This window comes from Chryseobacterium sp. Y16C (genome assembly GCF_022488405.1).
GTDB classification, from domain to species: Bacteria; Bacteroidota; Bacteroidia; order Flavobacteriales; family Weeksellaceae; genus Chryseobacterium; species Chryseobacterium geocarposphaerae.
This window is the reverse complement of the sequence record NZ_CP092711.1, coordinates 2212999-2238074: the sequence shown is the minus strand read 5'-3', so window position 1 is coordinate 2238074 and position 25076 is coordinate 2212999. Positions and strand designations below refer to the sequence as shown.

The 25076-nt window shown below is 35.0% G+C and carries 21 protein-coding genes; 13 read left to right on the top strand and 8 right to left on the bottom strand.

Annotation, left to right across the window (positions count from 1 at the left end):
• Window positions 1-126: 126 nt before the first annotated feature.
• A complete protein-coding gene (locus MKS83_RS09920) occupies window positions 127-1191 on the bottom strand; it encodes a serine hydrolase domain-containing protein (RefSeq protein WP_240583033.1) in 1065 nt (354 codons plus the stop codon).
• Between the two features lie 27 nt (window positions 1192-1218).
• On the opposite strand from MKS83_RS09920, the gene MKS83_RS09915 reads away from it, so the two are divergent.
• The 5 genes from MKS83_RS09915 to MKS83_RS09895 all read left to right on the top strand — a co-directional run bounded on the left by MKS83_RS09915 (window position 1219) and on the right by MKS83_RS09895 (window position 8213).
• Window positions 1219-2631 carry a hydroxymethylglutaryl-CoA reductase, degradative gene (locus tag MKS83_RS09915; protein ID WP_410679551.1) on the top strand — a complete coding sequence of 471 codons (1413 nt, stop codon included), beginning with the start codon at window positions 1219-1221 and terminating at the stop codon, window positions 2629-2631.
• Between the two features lie 166 nt (window positions 2632-2797).
• The gene (locus MKS83_RS09910; protein ID WP_240583031.1) at window positions 2798-3868 is read left to right on the top strand and encodes a hypothetical protein; all 1071 of its coding nucleotides are present in this window, start codon (window positions 2798-2800) and stop codon (window positions 3866-3868) included.
• Between the two features lies 1 nt (window position 3869).
• Window positions 3870-4256 carry a DUF423 domain-containing protein gene (locus MKS83_RS09905; RefSeq protein ID WP_240583030.1) on the top strand — a complete coding sequence of 129 codons (387 nt, stop codon included), beginning with the start codon at window positions 3870-3872 and terminating at the stop codon, window positions 4254-4256.
• Window positions 4257-4561: 305 nt separating this feature from the next.
• On the top strand, window positions 4562-5752 hold the full coding sequence (gene sucC, locus MKS83_RS09900) for an ADP-forming succinate--CoA ligase subunit beta (protein WP_062676270.1): 1191 nt from the start codon (window positions 4562-4564) through the stop codon (window positions 5750-5752).
• 262 nt (window positions 5753-6014) lie between these two features.
• Window positions 6015-8213: a reprolysin-like metallopeptidase gene (locus MKS83_RS09895; protein WP_240583029.1), complete on the top strand. Its 2199-nt coding sequence runs from the start codon at window positions 6015-6017 to the stop codon at window positions 8211-8213.
• A 45-nt stretch (window positions 8214-8258) separates the two neighbouring features.
• On the opposite strand, the gene MKS83_RS09890 is transcribed toward MKS83_RS09895, so the two are convergent.
• Complete coding sequence (locus MKS83_RS09890; protein ID WP_240583028.1) at window positions 8259-9143, bottom strand: mechanosensitive ion channel family protein; 885 nt, start codon at window positions 9141-9143, stop codon at window positions 8259-8261.
• Between the two features lie 97 nt (window positions 9144-9240).
• Between MKS83_RS09890 and MKS83_RS09885 the strand changes: the two genes are divergently transcribed.
• Complete coding sequence (locus MKS83_RS09885) at window positions 9241-9876, top strand: peroxiredoxin (protein WP_240583027.1); 636 nt, start codon at window positions 9241-9243, stop codon at window positions 9874-9876.
• 91 nt (window positions 9877-9967) lie between these two features.
• On the opposite strand, the gene MKS83_RS09880 is transcribed toward MKS83_RS09885, so the two are convergent.
• From MKS83_RS09880 to MKS83_RS09870, 3 genes are all read right to left on the bottom strand, one after another.
• Window positions 9968-10558: a hypothetical protein gene (locus MKS83_RS09880; protein ID WP_240583026.1), complete on the bottom strand. Its 591-nt coding sequence runs from the start codon at window positions 10556-10558 to the stop codon at window positions 9968-9970.
• 159 nt (window positions 10559-10717) lie between these two features.
• Window positions 10718-11233 carry a PepSY domain-containing protein gene (locus MKS83_RS09875; RefSeq protein ID WP_240583025.1) on the bottom strand — a complete coding sequence of 172 codons (516 nt, stop codon included), beginning with the start codon at window positions 11231-11233 and terminating at the stop codon, window positions 10718-10720.
• 83 nt (window positions 11234-11316) lie between these two features.
• Window positions 11317-13512, bottom strand: coding sequence for a TonB-dependent siderophore receptor (locus MKS83_RS09870; protein ID WP_240583024.1), 2196 nt, complete (start codon window positions 13510-13512; stop codon window positions 11317-11319).
• A gap of 175 nt (window positions 13513-13687) precedes the next feature.
• Between MKS83_RS09870 and MKS83_RS09865 the strand changes: the two genes are divergently transcribed.
• On the top strand, window positions 13688-14746 hold the full coding sequence (locus tag MKS83_RS09865) for a Gfo/Idh/MocA family oxidoreductase (protein ID WP_240583023.1): 1059 nt from the start codon (window positions 13688-13690) through the stop codon (window positions 14744-14746).
• Between the two features lie 40 nt (window positions 14747-14786).
• On the opposite strand, the gene MKS83_RS09860 is transcribed toward MKS83_RS09865, so the two are convergent.
• The gene (locus MKS83_RS09860) at window positions 14787-16682 is read right to left on the bottom strand and encodes an ABC-F family ATP-binding cassette domain-containing protein (protein WP_100376676.1); all 1896 of its coding nucleotides are present in this window, start codon (window positions 16680-16682) and stop codon (window positions 14787-14789) included.
• Between the two features lie 216 nt (window positions 16683-16898).
• Here MKS83_RS09860 and MKS83_RS09855 point away from each other — a divergent pair, with 216 nt between their 5' ends.
• Complete coding sequence (locus MKS83_RS09855; RefSeq protein WP_240583022.1) at window positions 16899-18545, top strand: alpha/beta fold hydrolase; 1647 nt, start codon at window positions 16899-16901, stop codon at window positions 18543-18545.
• Here the strand turns inward: MKS83_RS09855 and MKS83_RS09850 are convergent.
• Window positions 18542-19405, bottom strand: a complete 864-nt coding sequence (locus MKS83_RS09850) for a glycoside hydrolase family 25 protein (protein ID WP_240583021.1) — start codon at window positions 19403-19405, stop codon at window positions 18542-18544. The genes MKS83_RS09855 and MKS83_RS09850 overlap by 4 nt on opposite strands.
• 65 nt (window positions 19406-19470) lie before the next feature.
• Here MKS83_RS09850 and MKS83_RS09845 point away from each other — a divergent pair, with 65 nt between their 5' ends.
• The 5 genes from MKS83_RS09845 (at window position 19471) to deoC (ending at window position 24009) form a co-directional block, all read left to right on the top strand.
• Window positions 19471-20733, top strand: coding sequence for an NAD(P)/FAD-dependent oxidoreductase (locus MKS83_RS09845; RefSeq protein ID WP_240583020.1), 1263 nt, complete (start codon window positions 19471-19473; stop codon window positions 20731-20733).
• Window positions 20730-21401, top strand: coding sequence for a tRNA (guanosine(37)-N1)-methyltransferase TrmD (gene trmD / locus MKS83_RS09840; RefSeq protein ID WP_100376672.1), 672 nt, complete (start codon window positions 20730-20732; stop codon window positions 21399-21401). The genes MKS83_RS09845 and trmD overlap by 4 nt, the downstream gene beginning before the upstream one ends.
• 412 nt (window positions 21402-21813) lie before the next feature.
• Window positions 21814-22755, top strand: coding sequence for an endonuclease (locus MKS83_RS09835; RefSeq protein ID WP_100377040.1), 942 nt, complete (start codon window positions 21814-21816; stop codon window positions 22753-22755).
• Window positions 22756-22788: 33 nt separating this feature from the next.
• Entirely contained in the window at window positions 22789-23259 is a 471-nt protein-coding gene (locus MKS83_RS09830) for an Lrp/AsnC ligand binding domain-containing protein (protein ID WP_100376671.1), read from the top strand.
• Window positions 23260-23265: 6 nt separating this feature from the next.
• Entirely contained in the window at window positions 23266-24009 is a 744-nt protein-coding gene (gene deoC, locus MKS83_RS09825) for a deoxyribose-phosphate aldolase (protein WP_410679546.1), read from the top strand.
• Between the two features lie 62 nt (window positions 24010-24071).
• Here the strand turns inward: deoC and dusB are convergent, their stop codons facing one another.
• Complete coding sequence (dusB, locus tag MKS83_RS09820) at window positions 24072-25070, bottom strand: tRNA dihydrouridine synthase DusB (protein WP_240583019.1); 999 nt, start codon at window positions 25068-25070, stop codon at window positions 24072-24074.
• Window positions 25071-25076 lie beyond the last annotated feature (6 nt).

Below are 25076 nucleotides of genomic sequence, written 5' to 3'. Positions count from 1 at the left end.
GAAAGCTAATTTTTTAAATGGAATTAATTAAGAAATTAGTGTCAAAAATAATTCCATAAATTAGAAAAGACAAGAATTGTATGTATTAAGTTATTAACAAAATGTGTTAAAGTTTAGAATCTTATATTATTTATAATGCTTTTTCTCTAAGACTTCAAAAATCTTTTCAATTCCCTCCTGAGCGCGATCTGAAGATACATTTCCCAATATAATTATAGCTAAATCTTTTTCTTTAATTATAGTTACTGAGGACATAAATCCATTGGCATTTCCAAAATTTTGCACGAAAAAATTTCCTTTATCACCTGTCATATTAAACCACCCGAATGAAAATTTCGGGAATCCAAACAAAAGCATATCAAAAACATTCTGTTTCAATATTTTGCCCTTTCCTTTGATTCCCAGCAAGTAATTTTGGATAAATAACGAATAATCAGGAAGCGAGATATTAAGATTGCCTGCTGTTAAAAGCCAATTTAATTTTACATTTTCGGTATTGATTGGATTTAATTGACTATCGTGTCCGTAGGTCTGCATTTTGTCTTTTAAATTCGGACTCCCGAACTGAAAAATAATTCCTAGATTTTTGCCTAACTCGTCAACCAGCAAATTATAGCTTTTATGACTTGCTTTTTCCAGCATCAAACCTGCTAAAACATATCCAAGATTAGTCAGATATAAATTGTCTTCATTTTTATTTACGCTTTTTTTACCCAGAAGGTATTTTGCAATTTTATATCGCTGTTCCTGATTAGTCCCTGTTATTTGCAGCGACTCAGGAATTTCGGTATCATAAGAAAATGAAGTTAAAGGAGTTTTGAAATTAATGAGATTAATTAAAGTAAAGTCCGCTTCGTTCTGAGTTGTCTTAAGCTCGGGAAATAAACTGAAAAAACCAGTTTCCCAACTAATTTTTCCTTTTGAAACCAGATCTGCGGCAATAAATGAGGTAACTGCTTTGGTATTGGAGCCGATATGAAATCTATTTTTTAACCCAATCTTTGAATCCGAGTGAATTTTATCAGTTCCATAGACATTCATTTCCAAAATTGAATCAGAAGATAAAACTGCAACACCTAATGCAGGAATCTGATATTGAGTTCTGATACTATCTATTTTATCAGAAAATACCTGTGCTTTTACATTAAAACTTAATAAAAATATCAGTATTATTATAATCTCCTTTTTCATTTTTGCTTATTAATTACGAATCTTAATATGGCACAAATCTACAAACTTCCCACTTCCGAATCTCGACTTTTCAACTCAAATATCTATCTTTACAAATCAAAAAAACAGATTATGAATCATCAACCTGTTGAAGGGTTTTCAAAACTTTCCAAACAAAGAAAAATCGACTGGCTTATTTCAGAATATCTGAGTAATGACAGAAGTTACGAGCAGATTTTGCAACAATATTGGAATAATAACCACGACCTGCAAAAACTTCACGAAGAGTTCTCGGAAAATACGATTTCCAATTTTTATATGCCTTACGGAATTGCCCCCAATTTCCTGATTGATGGAAAACTTCTGGCGCTTCCAATGGCTGTTGAAGAAAGTTCGGTGGTTGCAGCGGCTTCCAAAGCTGCCAAATTCTGGATCGATAAAGGCGGTTTTAAAACGACAATTATTAACAACGAAAAATTAGGTCATACCCACTTTATTTTTAATGTTGAACCTCATAAACTGCTTCATTTTTTCAACTTTAATTTAAAGAAGAAACTAATTGAGGCCACCAACGATATTACTGTGAATATGAGAAATCGCGGTGGTGGAATTTTAGATATAAAATTAGTCGACAAAACTTCCGAAATGCCGAATTATTATCAGCTCAAAGCAAGTTTTGATACGGTAGATTCTATGGGCGCGAATTTCATTAATTCCTGTCTGGAACAGTTCGGGAAAACATTGAAACAGGAAGTTGCGATCAGTGAAGATTTTTCACAGGAAGAGAAGAATTCTCTGCAGATCGTGATGAATATCCTTTCCAATTTTACACCGGATTGTATCGTAAGAGCTGAGGTTTCCTGTAAAATTGAAGATTTAAAAGACGACAGCGGAATTCCCAATGAAGAATTTGCCTGGAAATTCAAGCAGGCGGTAACCATTGCTGAAATTGAGCCTTTCCGTGCTACCACTCACAATAAAGGAATTATGAATGGAGTAGACGCTGTTGTAATTGCTACAGGAAACGATTTTAGAGCAACGGAAGCTTGTGCACACGCTTATGCAGCAAGAAACGGAAAATATTCTTCTTTAACGCATTGTACAATCGACAATGGGATTTTCAGATTCTGGATCGACCTGCCGATTTCTGTTGGGGTTGTAGGTGGCTTAACGAATCTTCATCCGTTGGTTAAATTTTCTTTGGCACTTCTTGGAAAGCCTTCTGCGCAGGAACTGATGAGTATTTTGGCGGTTTCAGGGTTGGCTCAGAATTTTGGAGCACTGCGTTCTTTGATCACCACCGGCATTCAGAAAGGTCATATGAAAATGCACTTATTGAATATTTTGAACCAATTAGGTGCAACAGAAGAAGAAAAGCAGCATTTTGTGTCGTATTTCAAAGATAAAACGGTGAGCCATCACGAAGTGATCAATGAGTTTAACAGAATGAGAGGTCAGTAATGCTACAAATTATTTTTGCCATTGTCTTCTTAATCTTTGGTTTGTTTTTAAAGAAAACCAATCATCCCGGATTCAGAAGTTCTAAAAGATTTGCTATCATGTTTATCATTTTAGGAGTTGTAATACTGATTGGCAAGCTAACTTCATATTTTTTACATCCTGCATAGTGAAAAAGAAAATTATATTTTTTCTGCTGATTTCCGGTTTAAGTTTTTCACAACAGAAAAGTTTAACCATTAAGGATTTGCCTCCAAAATCTGAAGACACTGTTTTTCCGGTGATTTCTTATGCTGTAAATCCCAGAGTGGAAAATAAAATTAATACTTTTCTGCAGGTTGATCAACTGGAATACATTCCCGGATCGCCAGGAAATCCTTTCAAGCTGGTTTCTACGGGAAAGACTTCCTATTCCAATTATGTCTATTTTTATAGTTGGGAAAAGCTGGAGACACCTAAAAATATTCTGAGTCTTGCGCTAGATGGAGAAGCTTCAGGAGCTTATCCGGAAGGTTTTTCAATCTGGAAGAATTTTGATCTGAGAACGGGAAATTTCATTAATGCTAAAGATTTATTTCAATCAGGTTCCGTGAAAACGGTTGAAAATTTAATTCAGAAAAGTATTAAAAAAGAGGTCGGTGATTTTCTTGTTCAGTTAAAATCTGAGAAGAATCCGTCGGAAGAAGTGGCGGATCAGATTGCTATTTACGAAGACTGCTTCACGGATTTTACTTTGGAAGATATTGAATATTGTTTCGGCAAAGATAAATTAACCTTTGTTGCCGGAAGATGTTCGAATCATGCGATGAGAGCGTTGGATGATTTAGGAAGTCATGTTGTAGAGTTTCCCTATAAACAGTTAGAAAAATACTGGAGTCCTTATGCGAAAAATTTGCTGTCAGGTTTGGAAAAAACTGACAGAACAAACTTTAGCAATAAATTATATAAAGGAAAAATTGATGGGAAATACCCTATTACAGTTTTGATCGGCAAAGTGTATCAAGATGGTTCTTTTTCTGCAAAGTACTGGTATGATAAAACTAAAAAGCTGATTGAATGGAATGGCGACATCAAAGGAAATCATATCTCCATAATAGAAAATGATTATTACAGTGAAGAAACCAACCAATGGATTTTTAGAGCTTTAGTAGAAGCGGAGCTGAAAGGAAGCACTATTGTTGGAACCTGGCAGGATTACAAAACAAAAAAATATTTGAAACTAGAATTAGAAGAATTATAAAATGAAAACAGTTACTTTAGTTTTTGGAGCCGTATATGGAATGCTTTCCGTAATTCTTGGTGCATTCGGAGCACATGCCTTGAAGAAAATTTTATCTGTGGAGAGACTGGAAAGTTTTGAAACAGGAGTAAGATATCAAATGTATGCTGCATTTTTCTTATTAATTATCGGCTACATTTTGAAGTTTGAAACTTCATCAGAAAAATGGACCTCAATTTTAATGATTGCCGGAACATTTTTATTTTCAGTAAGTATTTATTTCCTGAGTCTACAGGATTATTTGGGTGTAAATCTTAAATTTTTAGGACCGATTACACCGCTCGGAGGATTATTAATGATTCTAAGCTGGTTGATGCTTATTTTTCATTTTGCGAAAGGCAGAATTTAAAATGGAGGAGCGAGCGAAGCGAGTGTCAAAGCATTTAGTATTAGTGATATCATGTTAAACTTTAACAGTTTTTACCTATTTCATACTATGCTTTTTGCAAGCTTAACCGGTTATTTTCTGGCGCCAAAAATTCCATTTATCGGATCTCAATCTGAGAAATTATCCGAAGAATAAAGTGAATTTAAAGGATATGTTAAAAATCAAGTCAGACGAGCTTTAATTTTTAAGTCAATAAACTTGAACTTCCGTGTCTTTTTAGTAAATTTGTCAACCTTTAAATTTTAAAATAAAATAATAAAAATAATATGAATCTTCACGAGTATCAATCAAAAGAGATTTTATCAAAGTATGGAGTAGCAATCCAACGTGGTTTCGTAGCAAACAACGTAGATGAAGCGGTAGCTGCTGCTGAAAAACTAACGGCTGAAACTGGCGCTCAAGGGTGGGTAGTAAAAGCACAGATCCACGCAGGTGGTCGTGGTAAAGGTGGTGGTGTAAAGTTCTCTCCAAACATGGATAAGCTTAAGGAAAACGCTCAGAACATCATCGGAATGCAGTTGATCACTCCACAAACTTCTGCTGAAGGTAAAAAAGTAAATTCTGTTTTGGTTGCAGAGGATGTATATTATCCGGGAGAGTCAGAAACTAAAGAATTTTATGTTTCTATTCTATTAGACAGAGCTGAAGGTAAAAATACAATCGTATATTCTACTGAAGGTGGTATGGATATTGAGCACGTCGCTGAAGTAACTCCTCATTTAATTCACAAAGAAATCATTGATCCTGCTTTAGGTCTTCAGGGATTCCAGGCTAGAAAAATTGCTTTCAACCTAGGTCTTGAAGGAAATGCTTTCAAGGAATTTGTAAAATTCATCGGTTCTCTTTACAATGCTTACACAGGTATTGATGCGTCTCTTTTCGAAATCAACCCGGTATTGAAAACTTCTGATAACAAAATTATCGCGGTAGATGCTAAAGTAACTTTAGATGATAACTCATTATTCCGTCACAAAGATTTAGCTGAGCTTAGAGATACAAGAGAAGAAGATCCAATGGATGTTGAAGCTGGTGAAGCAGGTCTTAACTTCGTAAAACTAGATGGTAACGTTGCTTGTATGGTAAACGGTGCTGGTCTTGCAATGGCAACTATGGATATCATCAAATTATCTGGTGGTAACCCTGCTAATTTCCTTGACGTAGGAGGTACTGCAGATGCTCAGAGAGTACAGACTGCTTTCGGAATCATCTTAAGAGATCCGAACGTAAAAGCGATCCTAATCAATATCTTCGGAGGTATCGTAAGATGCGACAGAGTTGCTCAGGGAGTTGTAGATGCTTACAAAGCTATGGGTAGCCTTCCTGTTCCATTGATCGTAAGACTACAGGGAACTAACGCTGTTGAAGCTAAAAAATTAATTGACGAATCTGGACTTCCTGTTCATTCTGCAATTACTTTAGAAGAAGCAGCAAACAAAGTAAAAGAAGTTTTAGCGTAATCTAAAATTTTTATATAAAACAAAAAACCGTTTCATTTTTTGGAACGGTTTTTTTGTTAAAATGTAACGTATTCATTTTTAAATTATTATTTTTACAATAATTGGGTTTTAAAATGAATATACTTATAGTTTTTTCTTTTATTTCCTAATTATTCTCTTTATTGTAAGCAACGATTTTCTTTTTATTAAACCATAATAATAAGTAATTAATCTTTTAAGAGAAGATAAACAAATCAGCCCTAATATTAATATATAAATTATCATGAAAACTAAACCATTTATTGTCTCGTGTCTTTTAATAGCGGCGCAGGCATTTAGCCAGCAGAATTATTGGACAAAACTCAAAGATCAAAAAGTAAGTAGAGAAGATTTAAGTCCAAGATGGACGACACCTACTGCTTTTTCTTTGTATCAGCTGGATTTAGACAAAATAAAAGCTGATCTTAAAAGTGCTCCACAACGTTTTTCCAAAGACGAAAGTTTAGTTATTAAATTTCCCGATTCAGACGGAAAAATAAGAGATTATATTGTTCAGGAAGCTCCTGTAATGGAGCCTGAGTTACAGGCTAAATTTACGGAGATTCGCTCGTATGTTGGATGGCAAAAAGGTCACCCGGAAAACTCAATCCGTTTCAGTCTTACACCGCAGACAGGGATCAGTGTAATGTATTTTGACAATTGGGAAATAAGTTACCTGGATAGTTACACAAAAGATCATTCTTCCTTCATCCTGTATAAAAGAAAAGATTTACCTAAAAATGACAGACTTTTTGAATGTCATGTTGAAAATGAACTTGATAATTTAAAAAATAATGGATCTGCCAGTAAAGCACCCTTGGTTTCTGATGGACAATTCAGAACATATAGATTGGCTTTAGCGGCAACAGGAGAATATACGACCTTTCATGGAGGAACAGTGGCAGGCGCGCTTGCTGCAATGGCTACAACAATGACGAGAGTAAATGGCGTTTACGAAAAAACGATATCCTCTACCATGGTAATGATAGCCAATAATAGTTTATTGATTTATACTAATGCTGCTACTGATCCTTATACCAATAACGATGGATCTACAATGTTAGGTCAAAATCAGACTAATATTGACACAGTCATTGGAACTGCTAATTACGATATTGGCCATGTTTTCAGTACTGGTGGAGGTGGTGTTGCTTATTTAGGGTCGGTATGTACATCAAATAAAGCAAGAGGGGTTACCGGGTCAGGTGCTCCGGTTGGCGATCCTTTTGATATCGATTATGTTGCGCATGAGATGGGGCATCAGTTTGGTGGGAACCATACGTTCAGAGCCAATACAGGTTCATGTAGCGGGAATGCCAACAACGCTACAGCGTATGAACCAGGTAGTGGAAGCACTATTATGGCTTATGCAGGAATTTGTGGATCAACAAACAATGTTCAAAATAATAGCGATGCTTATTTTCATGCTGCAAACGTGCAGGAAATGTATGCTGTGCTACAGAGATCGACAGATTGTTCAGTGAAAGTTTCTAATAATAACCTGGTTCCAACTGCAAATGCAGGAGCGGATTATATTATTCCCAATGGAACCGCTTTTGTTTTAACAGGAACAGGAACCGACCCTAATGGAGATCCGATCACTTATTTATGGGAGCAATACGATAATGCTTCAAATACTCAGCCTCCGGTTTCTACCGCAACAGGAGGTCCTGTGTATCGTTCTTTGTTACCAACAACTTCTCCTTCAAGATATTTTCCGGTGTTAAGCTCTGTAATTGCCAATAACCTGATCCCAAAATGGGAAGTTACACCAAGTGTAGCAAGAACATTGAATTTCTCTTTGCTTGTTAATGATAATAAAGCAACGGGAAATCAGGCAGCAAGAGATGAAATGGTGGTTACTGTTACCAGTGATGGACCTTTCACTGTTTCTTCACATACTAGTAATGTAGCGTATACAGGAGGAACAGCAACCAATGTTACTTGGAATGTTGCAGGAACCAATACGGGAACGATCAATACTCAAAATGTAACAATTTTACTTTCTAAAGATGGTGGTTTGACTTTTAATACAGTGTTGGCTGCAAGTGTTCCGAATAACGGATCTGCATCTGTGATACTGCCTAATGAAAATGTTGCCTCAGCAAGAATTATGGTAAAAGCACTTAATAATATCTATTTTGCGGTGAATTCTTCAAACTTCTCAATTACTCAATCGTTGGGAACTTCAGAATCTGAAGTAAAGAGTGGCTTCTCAATCTATCCTAATCCTTCTCACGATGTAGTAAATATTAAATTAAAAAATCAATCACAAAAAGCGGATTATTCATTATTTGATGCTTCGGGAAGATTGGTGAAAAATGGAAGCTTTAAAGGTGAAACAAAATTGAAAGTTAATGATCTTTCAAGTGGAAATTATTTGATTTCAATGGCTTTAGAAAACGGAGAAAAAATAACTGAAAAGCTAATTATCGGAAAGTAAATTTAGGTCCTCAATAAAAAAAGCAGTCGGTTTGACTGCTTTTTTTTATTTATCATGATTTTCATTGATACCGGCTTCTCCATTTGTTATGCTTATGCTTGTTGGAGTTACCAGCTGAATTCCATCTGTATCCAGGCGCTGTTTTATTTTTAAATAAGCTTCGCTTTTGAGCTGAACCATATTAGCCCCTATCTTCATCCAGAATTTTGCCTGCAGATTAAAAATCCCCTGTTTTAAGTCTGTGAAAATGACTTCCACGCTATCCAGGCGATCTACATTTTCAAGATTTTTGACAACCTCTAAAATTCCTTTTTGAGCTTTGCTGATATCTTCATCAGCAGGAATTTCGAAATTTAAAATAATTCTTCGCTGCGGAGAAGCTGTAATATTGTAAAATGGGGCATTAAAGACAACCTGGTTCGGAATGTATGCCTTTTTTCCGTCATCAGTAAGGATTTTAGTGGTTAAAAAACCAATTTCCTGCACCGTTCCTGAATGGCTTCCTATAGTAATATAATCACCTACTTTATACGCTTTATCAATTCCAATCAGCATCCCTGAAAATATACTGGAAACTAAGTCCTTCAATGCAACCCCGGCAATTACCCCGGCTACTCCTAAACTTCCGATAAACTTCCAAAGAAAACCGCTGAAACCCATGATTTCTAATGCGATAAATGTTCCCATCACCATAATTAAAAACCTGAAAACGCTGATTAAAGTGACAAGGGAACTTTCTTTTTGGCTTTTTGGGAAAAATTTATGGAAAAGTCTTACCGCTATTTGGCTGAGATATTTACTGGTAAAAAGGAAAAAGGAAAATACAATAACTCCTACGATCAGTTTTGGGGTGAGTTCAGCAAAAGTTAAATACCAGTTTTCCAAAACCCTGTATACAACATCTATATATCTTAAGCCTGTTTTCTCCATAGAAATTCAAAATTAAATTTTTTTTAGAAATTTTCAACAAAAATTTTGCCAGTCTCAAAAAGTCTACTAAATTTGTAGACTAATAAAACGAATTAATATGTCGATTAAACTAGGAGATATAGCACCAGACTTCAATGCAGAGTCTACCATCGGGAATTTGAATTTTTATGATTTTCTTGGAAATTCTTGGGGAATCCTCTTCTCTCACCCTGCAGATTATACACCGGTATGTACAACGGAACTTGGTTTTACAGCAAAACTGAAATCTGAGTTTGAACAGAGGAACACAAAAGCGATTGCTTTAAGTGTGGATGGAGTAGAAGACCATCACAACTGGATAAAAGACATTAATGAAACTCAGAATACAGAAGTGGAATTCCCCATTATAGCGGATAAAGACCGGAAAATTTCAGAACTGTATGACTTTATACATCCGAATGCCTCGGCAACAGCCACGGTTCGTTCTTTATTGATTATTGATCCTGATAAAAAAGTAAGATTGATTATTACGTATCCTGCGTCTACAGGAAGAAACTTTAATGAGATTATCAGGGTTTTAGATTCTCTACAATTGGTAGATTCTCATAAGATTGCCACTCCAGTTAATTGGAAAAACGGGGAAGATGTCATTATTCCACCCGCGGTTTCTACGGAGGAAGCAAAAAAAATATTCCCAAAAGGGGTAAGGGAAATCAAGCCATATCTGAGATATACACCCCAACCTAATACATGATTTATTTGATTTTTTATAGTTTAGTTTTAATTTGTACGAAAAGCGGCCCGGAAATTTCCGGGCCGCTTTACTATATTTTAATGATGAAGCATTAGTTGGCTTCTCTGATTACCTGTTTTGCTTTTGAGGTCGGTATATAAATACTGAATCCTACATTAAAAGTAATATTGGAATTCAATCCTTCATTTCCGAATCCTGCCTGTCCCTGATATTTTACTAAACCTTCTAACCCGATGTTAGGGGTAATAAAGTAAGAATATCCTGGCCCAACTCCAAAGTCAAGACCTGTAGTAGAATTTCCGTTTTCTACGGAAGATCCTCCAATTCCCACATTTCCTTCAAAGAACCATCTTCCGTGGTTTAATAAATTATCAACACCTTTTTCTCCAGGTGATAAATAATAACGTCCTAAACCTCCAACTGCATAATCAAATCTTGTTGGGCTTCCGTTCGTTACCTTGCTTATCCCAAGATTTACATAACCTCCGACTGCTACATTATCTTCAATAAAATAAGCTCCTTTCGGCTGAATAGAGATGTTGTAACCACCTCCTGTATTAAGTCCGAAGTTGCTGGAAAGAAGGCTGCTTCCTACCAGCCAGTTCCCTTTTTGTATTTGAGCATTCGCTGTTGCAGTGAGTCCACCGATCGCAAAAATTCCTGCTAAAATTAGTTTTTTCATACTTTATCGTTTTAATAATTAATGTTTATTATCTTAATGATTTGTTAAAAACAATAAATATGCCATGTAACTCATTTTAAGGTGATTTTTTATTATTTACTCAAACTCATGTGAAAATTACAAATAATTTTTTGAACGTTTTTTTGTTGATTTTATAATTTATATAAAAACAAGAATGATGGAAACGATAAGCCCCACAATAGTAAACACCATTCCGCGTTTAAACGCTTTTGTTTTAGGGTTAAACATCCAGAAGCTCGAGATCACAAAGAAAAATAAAGCAATTCCGAAGAAAGCATTTAATGGAGAAAGGGTGTCTTTCGATTGAGATTTATGAAGTTTTGTCATTTTATCCAGTACAAAAGGAAGCTCTTTTTTAGTATACTTTGCTTGTCCAGTAGCTGCATCGTAAGTTCCCTGTTTGAATTTTAAAACGCTGCCTTCTGTTTTCTCTACTTCAAGGTTTCTAAGTTTTAATTCTTTCCCAAGCTCTTTTTCAGAAAGGTTTTTGGCAATGACTTTATCAATTTTCTTCTCTTTTTTTAGAAAATCAGTGTCTCTGTAAATTAATAAAACTCCACTTATTGCATAAACTGCCATAATGCCAGCAAGAAAGAACCCCAGATAACGGTGGGTAACCCGCATGAAACTTCTTGTGTCTTTAATCTTATCCATATCTTAATTATTTTTGTTTATAAAGTTCAAAGTGGAAACTGCAAAAATGCAACTTCCACTTTTATCTGAAAAATTATTTAATCTTACAGTTTATATGTCAATGTGAAATAGAAATTTCTTGGTGTAATAGGGTTTACAGAATAGTTTTCGTGAACGTTATAGTTGACAACATCAAATAAGTTTCCAACTTTTCCTTGAATTGAGAATTTCTTCCACTCGTAGCCAGCACTGAAATCTACCGTTGTGAAGCCATTAATGTCAATCATTCTTGTGACTTGCTTTTGACCTTTTACATCATTCCAACCGGCTTTTCTGTCTCCAGTATAGAAGATACTTGCTCCAATTTTTAGTCCTTTAGCAAAATTTGTGAAAGTATAAAATGCTGATGCATTAGTAGTAAATGCAGGAGTTCTTACTAATCGTTGATCTTCTACAAACCCATTATCTGGAGTTTTTGTATAAACAGCATTATTATAAGAAACTCCTCCTATTAAAGATAGGTTACTCATTGGGTTTCCAGTGATATCTAATTCAACTCCTCTGCTTCGGATATTTCCTGCGTAAATTCTGTAAAGAGCTACATTTCCGTTTGGTAAATAGGGAGCAGTATAAGTATCTCTGTTATTGATTTGATAAGCTGTTAAGTTCACGGCTACGGCATTGTTCCATAGATTTTTCTTAACTCCTACCTCATATTGGTCAACAGTAGAAGCTTTCAATGCACTTCCAGCTTCATCAAATCCTGTATTGGGAGAGAATGAATTGGTATAGGTTGCAAAAACAGAAAGGTTATCATTAGGATTATAAACTAGACCAACTTTTGGTGAAATAGCTTGTTCTGAAGTTGCTGAATTATCTGTAAATTTTTTAACTCCTGTTGAAAAGTTTGTACTGATAGTTGGCATATTTTCAATATAAGACCAACGTAAACCTGCAATTACTTTAAATTGTTTTGTAAGACTGATAAAGTCCTGAGCGTATACACCGATTCTTCTTGTTCTTGTTCTTGTATTAGTCGCTAAAGTAGATTCAGGCATCGTTAAACTTCCGTTGTCCCAAGAACTTGGATCATCTAAATATAATACATTTGTTGGTGCATTTTTTAAAGTATAAGTATAAGCATCTGATTGGCCATAGTCAGCATCCGTTCCAATTAAAACTTTATGATTTATCTTTCCGGTATTGAATTCACCATTTAGGTTTACTTGTGCAGAACCAAAATTTTGCTCATTGTAAGTTTTATTGAGCGGAGTAATCCAAGATAAACGGTTTGGATCTGCTAAAGGATTATTTTTATTATATAGCCATTGTACTCTTTCCGTAGAGAAATAATCTTTAGTGTAATTTTGATATGATGCAACTGCATTCAAAGACCATTGGTTATTAATTTTATGATTTAAGATTACATCGGTTGTAGCTTGTTCATTAGTTTGATATTGCCAATTTGTTCCTAGAAATTGTTTTCTTCCAACTTCTGTTGCAAGTCTTGAAATGCCTGTATTATAATCTGTGACACTCCCAATCCCAAAATCTGGTGTGAAAGTATGATGTAAATAATCTCCTTCTACAATAAGCTGTGTATTCTCACTAAGATTAAATACAAAAGATGGATTGAAGTAGTTTTTTTTAGATTCAACTACGTCTCTAAAACTTTCGGCATATTCGTAAGCACCATTTACTCGGAATGCAATATTCTTTGAAAGTGGGCCATAAATATCTACAGTCGGTTTATAAGAATTCCAGCTTCCGGCATTAAATCCAACCGAACCTCCGAAATTAAATCTAGGTTTTTTAGTAATCATGTTTACGATCCCACCAGGACCAACGTTTCCATAAAGCATAGCATTAGCTCCCTTAAGTACTTCAACTCTTTCCAAACCGCTTACTTCAGGAAAGACTCCGCTATTTACTTTTACTCCGTTCTTAAAAGTATTATCATTTCCAAAAGTAAAGCCTCGTCCTCCGAAACTATCTTGAGAGCCACCTCTTGCAGATGTTAAATAAATACCATTAACATTTTTTATAACATCGCTAAGTTGTTTTGCCTGTTGCTGTTCAATGATTTCGTGGGTAACGATAGCAATTGGTTGAGGCGTTTCCATCACGGTCAGATTAGACTTTATTGATGATGATTTTGCCTTATTGGGATTTCCAGTTTTATGAAGATTCACGTCTTCAATAGTCTGAATTTTGATTGTGTCAGCTTCGGTGTTTTTCATTTGTGCACCTAAAGATATCGCTGTAAACAATAGTCCTAAAGTTACCAGTTGCTTTTTCATTCTTATTTTTATTTAGAGTAGTTTTAAATAAGGTGCAAAGCTAAATATTTTTTTGTCTTTATTTAGATTTATTAAAAATAATATTGCTGATTTTTATCATAATAAATGTTAAAATTTTGCAACAACCAATATCTCTAAAATGTTTTTATAAATATCTTTGTTAAAAAATAATGGTATGCAATTGGTAAAAGTAGGGCTTTGCGCCTTTGGAATGAGTGGGAAAGTTTTTCATGCTCCGTTTTTAAAAGAACATCCCGGCTTTTTTATGTCGGGAGTAGTAGAGAGAAGTAAAGAAGATTCCAAAGAGAAATATCCTGATGCTGTTATTTATCGATCTGTTGAAGAAATGTTAGCTAATGCAGATATCGAATTGGTTGTAGTTAATACACCGGTTCAAACTCATTTCGAATATGCAAAAATGGCCTTGAACGCAGGTAAAAATGTAATTGTAGAAAAACCTTTTACCGTAACGTTGGCTGAAGCCGAAGAATTGGTGAAACTGGCAGATGAAAAAGGATTGTTCATTAGTGTGTATCAGAACAGAAGGTTTGACAGAGACTATTTACAGGTACAGAAGATCATTCAGGAAAATAGATTGGGAAATCTGAAAGAAGTAGAAATACGTTTTGACAGATTCAGAACGGAAGCAAGCGGAAAGCAACATAAGGAAAACCCTGAACAAATGGGTTCTGGTTCTTTACATGATTTAGGATCGCATCTTATTGACCAGGCAACACAGTTTTTTGGCTATCCTGAGAAACTATTTGCGGATATCTTTTCTATGAAAGGAAATGAATTTGCCAATGATTACTTTGAAATCCTTCTATATTATCCCAATAACCTTAGACTAAGATTAAAGTCTTCGGTTTTTAGCAAAGAAGCCCATTATGCTTATATTCTTCATGGAGATAAAGGAAGTTTTTTGCAGGAAAGAAGTGACGATCAGGAAAATGAACTGGTGGCAGGATCCATTCCTGTATATGGTAAAGAGTGGACAAAGCCATTAAAAGAAACTGATGGGATTTTAAATTATATCAACGAGAGTTCAGAAACTGAAAGAATCCTGACTTCCAGTGAAGCCGGTAATTATATGAATTATTATCAGCAGGTTTATGAGTATATTGTTTTTGGATATGCTTTACCGTCACCAGGATATGAGATTATCCAGAATATGAAAATTATTGAGGCGGCAGAGAAAAGCTCTAAAGAAGGTAAAGTTATTCATCTGGATTAAAAGTTAAAGGTTCATGAAATTTCATGAACCTTTTTTATTTTTATGCTTCTCCCAGAATTTCCTGGAGTTCCAGCCATCTCATTTCGTGGTTTTCCAGCTTTTCGGAAATCGTTTCCAATTCTGCAGAAAGTTTGGAAATTTTTTCATAATCAGCTTCGTTATTAAGTTGATCTAAAATTTTTGCCCTCTGTTCTTCCAGTTCGGGCATTTCTTTTTCAATGAGTTCAAGTTCTCTTTGCTCTTTAAAAGAAAGTTTTTTCTTTTTCGTAGAAGTCTGAACTGGAGCAGTTACGTTTTCTTTTGCAGGTTCCTGTTTCTGAACCGTATTTTTTTCTAAAGATTCTTCGCGGCTTTTTGCTTCGCGGTATTCAGAAAAATTACCTACAAAATCTTTTATTTTTCCGTTTCCTTCAAAAGCAAGAACGTGATCTACAATCCTGTCCATAAAATATCTGTCGTGGGATACGATAATCAATGATCCCTGAAACATTTGCAGGAAATTTTCAAGAACCGTCAATGTAGGAAGGTCAAGATCATTGGTAGGCTCATCGAAAATCAAGAAATTAGGATTCTGATACAGAATGTACATCAGATGCAGCCTTCTTTTCTCTCCGCCGGAAAGTTTTGAAATGGGAGAGTACTGGGTTTGATCATCAAATAAGAATAATCTTAAAAACTGAGAGGCAGAAAGGCTTTTTCCATTTGCCAAAGGGTAAAATTCGGCAATTTCTTTAATGAAATCTATAACTCTCTCATCTTCTTTATAGGTTAAGCCTTTTTGTGAAAAGTATCCGAAAGAGATTGTTTCTCCGGTTTCTATTTCTCCTTTATCTGCTTTTTCAAATCCCTGAATAATGTTGAGAAGGGTAGATTTTCCCGCACCGTTTTTTCCAACAATTCCTATTTTTTCTCCTCTTTGGAACTGATAGCTGAAATCTTTAAACAATACTTTATCTCCGAAGCTTTTATCGATGTTTTTTAATTCAAGAATTTTATTTCCCAAACGTTTCATCTCAAAGTCCAGTTCAAGGCCTTGTTTTCTTGTGTCTGTCTTGGCAACTTTTTCAGTTTCGTAAAAAGCATCAATTCTCGATTTGGATTTTGTAGTTCTTGCTTTGGGTTGTCTTCGCATCCATTCAAGCTCTTTTCTGTAAAGATTGTTGGCTTTGTCGATGGTTGCATTCATGTTGTCCTCACGAATCATCTTATTCTCAAGATACGTTGCATAGGAACCGTTGTGAAAGTAAAGATTTTTGTCTTCCATTTCCCAGATAATATCACAAACACTATCCAGGAAATATCTGTCGTGAGTAACCAGCAGTAAAGTTATTTTTGCTTTATTTAAATAATTTTCAAGCCATTCTACCATTTCCACATCCAGGTGATTGGTAGGCTCATCCATGATCAATAAAGTATGGCGGTGTTCGGCTCTGGTTTCAGTTAACAGCTTCGCCAGTGCCACACGTTTGATCTGACCACCTGAAAGTGTTCCCATCTTTGCTTCAAGATTGGTAATTTTAAGCTGGGAAAGAATCTGTTTCATTTCATTTTCAAGATCCCATGCTTTATGAACTTCCATTTCGGCCAGAGCTTTTTCGATGAAATCACTGTCGGTGGAATGAAGCGATTTATGATAATTTTTAAGAGCTGCAATCGGAGCCGAATCTAACGTCATCATAAATTCATCTACGGTAAGATTCGGATCAAAATCTATTTCCTGATCAAATAAAACAACCTGAATATCTTTATTAATGATTACATTTCCACTGTCTGCAATTTCCTTTCCCATAAGAATTTTCAGAAGGGTAGATTTTCCGCTTCCGTTCTTGGCAACAATGGCAATCTTATCACCCTCATTGATATTAAAAGAGATATTTTCAAATAAAACTTTTATTCCGTAAGATTTGGTAAGGTTTTCAGCAGCAACGTAATTCATTTCTATAAAAATTTTGTAGCGCGAAAATACGAAAATATAAGGCTTTACAAGAGAGAAAATATATTTTGCTGTAGAAAGGTTTTTAAATGTTTTTAATAATTAATTTCACCTGTAGCTAAGGTTTTACAATAAATTTAACAATTCTATTGTCAAATTTAATACCGTGTTATGAGCTTTTGAAAGAATAAATAAAGAATTTTGTTTCAAATTTTTACCATGAAAAAACTTAGCATTCTATTTCTTTCACTTGTTGTTATCTCTTTCCATGCCCAGATTGTTTCGGTAACTGTATTTTCTAAAGAGGAGAACAAGCCGATTCCTTATGTAAAAGTAGGCGTAGAGAAAGAGAAAACCGGAGTGATTTCAGATGAAAACGGCCGTTTTTCCATTGATCTTTCCAAGATAAATGCTACCAGATCTATTTTGATTGAAGTTCCCGGATATGAAAAATATTCTCAATCTGTTCAAGATTTTAAAAATCTTGACGGACAAAAGATATTTTTAAAAGAGAAAGTTAAAAATATTGATGAAGTAAGTATCAAGCCTAAAAAACTGGTGGATAAAAACTGGGGAGTGAATACGAAGACAAAAAGCGTGATGTACAATGTGAATCCGGATATAAATAATGAGAACTTTTTGGGTGAGACAGCTTTAGAATTTAATACCAGTAAAAAATCAAAAATTAAAAACATCAATCTGAATATCTCAAGCTATACTTCGGATCAGCCTGTTCTGATGCGTTACAGCATTTATTCAGAGAAAAACGGTTTTCCGGATAAAAATATTTTAGACGAAGAAATTACGGTTGAACTCACGAAAGATATGATAAAAGACGGTACCTTTACTTTAGATGTCAATGACCGGAATATCTGGGTTCAGGGAAAATTTTTCGTCGGGATACAGTTTTTGAAAAGATTTCAGGGAAGAATTACGATTAGCGCTGCCTTGTTCAGAACAGGTTATATCAGAGAATTTTATGGCGACTGGCAGAAAATGACTATTGCGGCACCGGCAATTAATATTGATGTAAAAGTGGATAAAAACGGTAAGAATAGTAAAGACGACGTGAAGAATAATAATGATAAAACTTCAATCTTAGCTCCGGATCTTAGTCAATATAATATGGAGTCTGAAAATTCTGTTTACGGTAAAAATGATGCTGTAGGTAATACCCTGAAATTGAATGATGCAGAACTGTATTATGAAATCTATGGAGAAGGTGAGCCTCTTGTTCTACTTCATGGAAACGGGGGAAGTATCAAAGAATTTTACAAACAGATTCCCGAACTTTCAAAAGAATTTAAAGTCATTGCTGTTGATACAAGAGCTCAGGGAAAAAGCAAGGACTTTACCAAAGGGAATTTGAATTACAAAATTTTTGCGGATGACCTTAAAAATTTAATGGATCATTTGAACATTTCAAAAACCAATATTTTAGGATGGAGCGATGGAGGAAATACAGGGCTTGAATTTGCTTTAAAATATCCTCAACATCTCAACAAACTCATCATTATCGGAGCCAATGCATTTCCGGAAGGGGTAGATGAAGATCTGTTAAAAAACTTTAAAAGTAAAGTTCATATGATGCAGCTTGCCAATCAGCCGGAAAATGAAACTGAAAAAAGATTGTTGACCTTAATGCTGAATGAACCTCATATCAATAAAAAATCATTACAGCAAATTCAAAATCCGACGTTGGTTCTTGCCGGAGAAAACGATGTGATAAAAACAGAGCATACGGAAATGATTGCCAAAGAAATTCCCAAAGCCAAGCTCAAAATTTACCCTAAAGCAACACATTATCTTCCTTTTGAAATTGCAGAAGATGTGAACAAAGACGTTATTAGCTTTTTGAAAAATTAATCCAGGGTTAGTCTTTTTAAAGACCAGGAATTTCCATTGTAGATATCTAGATCCACCTTAGTGTTGATGCCATGTACAATTCCGTTTTCCGTAAACTGCCAGAAATCCCAACTGTCATCGGGAGACGGGGCGGGAACATCATTATAATTGGCAAGCCAGAGCGGGTAATCATCGAATTCACCTTTTAAAAAATCCTTGTAATAATGATAATAAGTATAAATGATTGGTTTCTCTCCGTATCTTTCCTCTACAATCTTGCACCAGACTTTTAAATCCTCTACCAGTTTTTGGTTGGATTTTCGTCTGGGAATTTTTTCAATATCTAAAATTGGAGGTAAGTCACCTTCTTCTAAATGCACATTTGCCAGAAAGTTATTTGCCTGAATGACCGGATCTTCATCCGCTCTGTAAAAATGATAAGCTCCCCGTATGAGTTCATGTTTCTTAGCCTGTTGCCAGAATTCATCAAAATGCTTATCTGCATGACGGTTTCCCATAGTTGCACGCATCACCACGAACTCCAAAGGAATGGTTTTATTCCCGATACTTAAGCTGTCCCAACTGATATCTTCTTTATTCTGATAATGAGAAACATCAAAACCATACGTTTTATCAAGGTTATCCGAAAGGATTTTTTGGATTCTTAAAGCTTCTGCTTCCGTATTATGAAGCTTTTTATGCCTAAATTTGTTAAAATATAAGGCATAGTAATAGCTTATGGAATGTTTTAGATACAATCCGGTTCCTATAAGAGCAATAAGAAGCAATACCAATACAATTTTGCGACGAAAAAAATAGTTTCTTCGCCGGTTTTTATGGATCTTTTTGGCAGTCTTTTTGGTGTACTTTTTAGGGCTCATAAAGTTTTGCAAAACTAGCTTTTTAAGCGAAAAAATACTAAATAAAATAAGTAAATTTGTGTAATATGGAAACACGCGAAAAGATCATCATTATAGGAGGCGGTTTTGCGGGATTGCAACTTGCAAAAACTCTGAACAATAAAAATAAAAAAGTTATTGTTCTGGACAGGGTAAATCATCATATGTTTCAGCCGCTTTTTTACCAGGTGGCATGTGGCAGGATAGAGCCTTCCAATATTTCTTTTCCGTTCAGAAAAATCTTTCAGCAATCCAGAAACACACAATTTCGTTTGACAGAGGTCAAGGAGATTGATGCTGCTCATAATAAAGTAATAACAGACGGAGCAGAATTTACTTATGATAAACTAGTTATTGCAACGGGCTGTAAGACCAATTTTTTTGGGAACAAAGATCTGGAATCCAAAGCTTTCGGGATGAAAAATACCCAGGAAGCCATCAGTATCAGAAACCATGTTCTGATGACGTTTGAAAAGCTGATCCTGGAAAAAAGCAGAAGTGATGACGGAAACTGGAATATCGTAATCGTAGGAAGTGGACCAACGGGAGTGGAACTTGCAGGTGCTTTTGCAGAAATGAAAAAAGATATTCTCCCGAGAGATTATCCTTATATGAATTTTGATCATCTTAAAATTATCCTGGTGAGTTCTACGGAAAAGCCGCTTGCAGTAATGAGCAATGAATCTCAGGAAAAATCTGAAAAATATCTGAAAGATTTGGGAGTAACTTTCCTGAGCGAAGAATATGTGACAGATTATGATGGTGATAAAGTGTACATGAAAAGCGGAAAAGAAATTCCTTCAAATAATGTGATCTGGGCAGCCGGAGTTACCGGGAATGTAATTGATGGTTTTCCTGCCGAAAATTTAATGAAAAACCGATATATTGTTGATCGATACAATAAAATAAAAGGGTACGACAATATATATGCGATAGGAGATATTGCCTATATGGAGACTCCGAAATATCCTCAAGGTCATCCGCAGGTAGCCAATGTAGCCATAAATCAGGCAAAAAATCTCGGGAAAAACTTTTTGAAGAAAAATATAAGCGAATGGAATGAGTATGAGTATGATGACAAAGGCTCATTAGCAACAATAGGTAAGCACAGAGCGGTTGTTGATCTTCCATTTATAAAATTTCAGGGATTCTTGGCCTGGTATTTTTGGATGTTCCTCCACTTAATGCTAATTTTGAGCGTTCGAAATAAACTTGCTGTGTTTTTTAACTGGATGTGGAGTTATTTCAACAAAGATTCAGCATTAAGATTAATTATTTTACCTAATAAGAAAAACGGAACATTACAATGAGAATTGATATCATAAGCGTACTTCCAGAATTGATGGAAAGTCCATTTCAAACCTCTATATTAAGAAGAGCAATGGATAAAGGATTGGTAGAAGTGCACTTTCATCATCTTAGGGATTGGGCGATCAATAAACACAGGCAGATCGATGATGAGCCTTATGGAGGAGGAGCAGGAATGGTAATGATGGTAGAGCCATTGGATAAATGTATTTCTGAGCTGAAATCGCAAAGAGAATATGATGAGGTGATTTATTTGACGCCCGATGGTATTACTTTGAATCAGAAAATTGCCAATACACTTTCTATAAAAAACAATCTGATTTTCCTTTGTGGTCACTATAAAGGAATTGATCAGAGAGTAAGGGATCTTCATATCACTAAAGAAATTTCTATTGGGGATTATGTTTTAACCGGGGGAGAACTTGCCGCATGCGTGCTTGCAGATTCTGTTATCCGTCTTTTACCGGGAGTTCTTAATGACGAACAAAGTGCTTTAACGGATAGTTTTCAGGATGACCTTCTTTCACCGCCTATTTATACAAGGCCGGAAATATATAAAGGATTAGAAGTCCCTAAAGTATTACTGAGTGGTAATTTTGGTAAAATAGAAGAGTGGCGGCATGACGAAGCCGTAAGAATAACGAAAGAAAAACGACCGGATTTATTATAAATCCGGTTTTTTATTGAAACAAATTCTAAAAAAAATTAATAAAAAGTGATTAAAGTTTCAATCCAGCCTAAAAAACGTAAAATAATCCCGTTTTAAGGCTCTGATTTAGATTAAAAAACCACAAAACCTGTGATTGTTAGGTAGAATTTTTGATTTTTTTACGAAATTTCTGGACCGTCAAAATTGATGAAAAATTATATCGGATCGAAGAAAAATTAATTTAAAATTTTGGCTATTTTAAGTAAAATTTAAACTGCTACAGATGATTAAATTGTTAATTTTCACATTATGAAGATTTGTTTTTTTTGTTTTTCATAAAATAATTGTGAAATAGGTAATAATATTTGTAAAAAAGTGATAAATTTACATTCGGAATTTAAGGTGGAGAACCGTGTTTTGAAAATGAATGTTGATGGAATTATTAGCTTTTTATAATGTAGAAAATTTATTTTTACCTGATCCGACCCCCACACATAAACTTGATCCAACGAATTCAGGATTGAGAAACTGGGACGAGCGGAAATATAAAAATAAGCTACACAAAATTTCTCATGTTTTTCAGCTTATAAAAGACAAGAAAGGTTCCTTGCCATTCCTCATTGGTTTGTCTGAAATTTCAGGAAGAAAAGTTTTAGAAGAACTTGTACAGATGCAGCCTTTTAATTCAAATTATGGAATTGTTCATTACAATTCTATGGATGAAAGAAAAGTAGATGTAGCATTGCTGTATGACAAATCAAAAGTGGAAATTTTAGATTCCGAAGCCATTACTTTTTTTTTTGAAAGAGGAAATCCGAGTAGGGAAGATTATGACACTACAAGAGATGTTCTTTTTTCGAAAATAAAATATAGTGATGAAATTATCAACGTTTTTGTTGCTCATTTACCCTCCAAAAGAGAAAAAGACGTCAATAAGCCTAAAAGAGATTTTATTCTCAAAGAGATTAAAAGCAAAATTGTAGAAATTATTAGCAACCGTAATGAATCTGTGATTTTGTTTGGTGATTTCAATGAGAATCCGGATGAAAAGAATCTAGTTGAGATGTTATCTGATTCCTCCTCAGGTAAAATCTTAGAAAATCCTTTTCGGCAGTTATTTACCGAGAAAAAGTACTCCACTTATCATTACAAATCTGGTCTTTTGTTCGATCAGATAATATTGTCCATGTCTTTTTTTAATAAAAGTATGGAGCTCGGCTTTGAAGAGGCATATGTTTTTAATGTCGAAGAAATCAGTAGCCGGGATAAAATGTTTAGCGGGAGACCTTTTAGAACCTATGCAGGAACCCGTTATTTAGGTGGTTATAGTGATCATTATCCTGTAATCATAGAATTAAGAAAACATAATAAATAAAAATAAAAGTAAACAAGTAAAAGTTTAACAAAAATGAAAGACGCTGAAAACACAACGTATCATCTAGACTCCATAGATAAGCAGATTATCCATATGCTGATGGATAATGCCAAAACCTCTTTAGCACATATTTCAAAAAATGTAGGGATTTCTACAACAGCCGTGCATCAAAGGATAAAAAAATTGGAGCAGGCAGAAGTTATTGAAAACTCAATATCTTTTTTAAATCCTAAAAAGATAGGGTATAAAGTAATTTCATATATCGGCGTTTTCTTAGACCAGCCAAGTCATTATCCGGATATGGTAAAAGCTTTGAGGGACATTAATGAAGTGGTGGAAGCACATTATACAACCGGGAACTATACTATTTTCCTAAAAGTTCTGTGTAAAGATAATGATCACCTGATGCAAATTCTTAGCAAAATTCAGAAGCTAAAAGGAGTGACCAGAACTGAAACTTTCATATCTTTGGAACAAGGTATTTACAGACAACTGAAAGTATAACAGATTATGAACATTGCACAATATTTGGATTCCACGTATTTGAAAACTCCGGAACAGTCCGGACTTTCAGATGAAGAAACTTTACAGAAAGATATAGAATTGACACAGGAAGCAATTGATAACGGTATTTTTGCCGTAATGATTCGCCCTGATTATGTATCTGAAATCAAAAAGTATATTCAGGAAAAACAATCTAATGTTGTGGTGGGAACTGTTATTGGGTTTCACGAAGGAACTTATTCCGTTGATGAGAAACTGGCTGAAGCTACAAAAGCAATTGCAGACGGAGCAGATGAACTGGATTTTGTTATTAATTATAACGCTTATCTGGAAGGAGATTTAGGTTTAGTAAAAGAAGAATTTGTACAATGTACAGCATTATGTCTGCAACATTATAAAATTGCAAAATGGATTATCGAAATTGCAGCTTTAACGGATGCGCAGATTGCAGATCTTACTAAACATATTTCTACATGGGCTGAAGAGAATTTTTCTGAGAATGATTTGTCGAAAATTTTCGTAAAATCTTCAACAGGTTTTTATAAAACTGAAAATGGAAAAGCTAACGGAGCAACATTTGAAGGAATAAAAATTATGCTGGATAATGCAGGTAAGCTTCCTGTGAAAGCCGCAGGAGGAGTAAGAACTCCGGAAGATGCTGAAAAAATGATTAATCTAGGTGTAAAAAGGATAGGTACTTCTTCGGCTTTAGCATTAATTAAAAACCAGTCTGCTTCTGAAGGATATTAATAAAAAGGTATTTCTTTAAATAATACAAAAATAAAAACCCATCAATTTGATGGGTTTTTATTTTATGCTTGCTGAGCAAAATATTCGTTATAAAATTCTTGAGTTTCTTTAATTAACGCATCCATTTCCTCTAAAGTGAAAACTTCCAGGAATTTCTTTCTGAAATCCTTGAAATGCGGAACTCCACGGAAATAATTACTGTAATGTTGTCTCATTTCAACCAATCCTAATCTTTCACCTTTCCATTCTGCACTCCATTCTGCGTGCTGACGAACAGCTAATAATCGGTCTTCAATAGTTGGAGCAGGTAAATGTTCTCCTGTTTTAAAGAAGTGTTTGATTTCGTTGAAAATCCAAGGATAACCAATCGCAGCACGACCGATCATGATTCCGTCGCAGGCGTATTTTTGTTTATATTCTAAAGCTTTTTCAGGAGAATCAATATCTCCGTTTCCAAAGATTGGAATTTCAATATTCGGATTTTGTTTGATTCTTGAGATATGTTCCCAATCGGCTTCACCTTTATACATTTGGGCACGCGTTCTTGCGTGGATTGTTAATGCTTTGATACCGGTTTCCTGAAGACGTTCAGCAACCTCATCAATATTAATAGAAGTGCTGTCCCAACCTAAACGGGTTTTTACCGTTACAGGAAGATGAGTGGAGCTTACCACGGCTTTGGTCAAACGAACCATAAGATCGATATCTTTTAAAACTCCTGCTCCTGCTCCTTTACAAACCACTTTTTTTACAGGGCATCCGAAATTGATGTCAACTAAATCAGGATTTACTGTTTCCACAATTCTTGCAGACATGGCCATTGCTTCTTCATCACCTCCAAAAATCTGAATTCCGACTGGCCTTTCATAATCGAAAATATCAAGCTTTTTTCTACTCTTGATGGCATCACGAATCAAGCCTTCAGAAGAAATAAATTCTGAATACATCAAATCTGCACCATGCATTTTGCATAACCTTCTGAACGGAGGGTCACTTACATCTTCCATCGGAGCCAGCAAAAGCGGAAATTCCGGCAGTTCTATGTTGCCTATTTTTATCATGGCGCA

What these genes read in the sequence shown, in the direction of transcription:
- MKS83_RS09920 (WP_240583033.1), bottom strand. Translation starts at nt 1,191, where the DNA reads ATGAAAAAGGAGATTATAATAATACTGATATTTTTATTAAGTTTTAAT.
- MKS83_RS09915 (WP_410679551.1), top strand. Translation starts at nt 1,219, where the DNA reads ATGGCACAAATCTACAAACTTCCCACTTCCGAATCTCGACTTTTCAAC.
- MKS83_RS09905 (WP_240583030.1), top strand. Translation starts at nt 3,870, where the DNA reads ATGAAAACAGTTACTTTAGTTTTTGGAGCCGTATATGGAATGCTTTCC.
- sucC (WP_062676270.1), top strand. Translation starts at nt 4,562, where the DNA reads ATGAATCTTCACGAGTATCAATCAAAAGAGATTTTATCAAAGTATGGA.
- MKS83_RS09895 (WP_240583029.1), top strand. Translation starts at nt 6,015, where the DNA reads ATGAAAACTAAACCATTTATTGTCTCGTGTCTTTTAATAGCGGCGCAG.
- MKS83_RS09890 (WP_240583028.1), bottom strand. Translation starts at nt 9,143, where the DNA reads ATGGAGAAAACAGGCTTAAGATATATAGATGTTGTATACAGGGTTTTG.
- MKS83_RS09885 (WP_240583027.1), top strand. Translation starts at nt 9,241, where the DNA reads ATGTCGATTAAACTAGGAGATATAGCACCAGACTTCAATGCAGAGTCT.
- MKS83_RS09880 (WP_240583026.1), bottom strand. Translation starts at nt 10,558, where the DNA reads ATGAAAAAACTAATTTTAGCAGGAATTTTTGCGATCGGTGGACTCACT.
- MKS83_RS09875 (WP_240583025.1), bottom strand. Translation starts at nt 11,233, where the DNA reads ATGGATAAGATTAAAGACACAAGAAGTTTCATGCGGGTTACCCACCGT.
- MKS83_RS09870 (WP_240583024.1), bottom strand. Translation starts at nt 13,512, where the DNA reads ATGAAAAAGCAACTGGTAACTTTAGGACTATTGTTTACAGCGATATCT.
- MKS83_RS09865 (WP_240583023.1), top strand. Translation starts at nt 13,688, where the DNA reads ATGCAATTGGTAAAAGTAGGGCTTTGCGCCTTTGGAATGAGTGGGAAA.
- MKS83_RS09860 (WP_100376676.1), bottom strand. Translation starts at nt 16,682, where the DNA reads ATGAATTACGTTGCTGCTGAAAACCTTACCAAATCTTACGGAATAAAA.
- MKS83_RS09855 (WP_240583022.1), top strand. Translation starts at nt 16,899, where the DNA reads ATGAAAAAACTTAGCATTCTATTTCTTTCACTTGTTGTTATCTCTTTC.
- MKS83_RS09850 (WP_240583021.1), bottom strand. Translation starts at nt 19,405, where the DNA reads ATGAGCCCTAAAAAGTACACCAAAAAGACTGCCAAAAAGATCCATAAA.
- MKS83_RS09845 (WP_240583020.1), top strand. Translation starts at nt 19,471, where the DNA reads ATGGAAACACGCGAAAAGATCATCATTATAGGAGGCGGTTTTGCGGGA.
- trmD (WP_100376672.1), top strand. Translation starts at nt 20,730, where the DNA reads ATGAGAATTGATATCATAAGCGTACTTCCAGAATTGATGGAAAGTCCA.
- MKS83_RS09835 (WP_100377040.1), top strand. Translation starts at nt 21,814, where the DNA reads ATGGAATTATTAGCTTTTTATAATGTAGAAAATTTATTTTTACCTGAT.
- MKS83_RS09830 (WP_100376671.1), top strand. Translation starts at nt 22,789, where the DNA reads ATGAAAGACGCTGAAAACACAACGTATCATCTAGACTCCATAGATAAG.
- deoC (WP_410679546.1), top strand. Translation starts at nt 23,266, where the DNA reads ATGAACATTGCACAATATTTGGATTCCACGTATTTGAAAACTCCGGAA.
- dusB (WP_240583019.1), bottom strand. Translation starts at nt 25,070, where the DNA reads ATGATAAAAATAGGCAACATAGAACTGCCGGAATTTCCGCTTTTGCTG.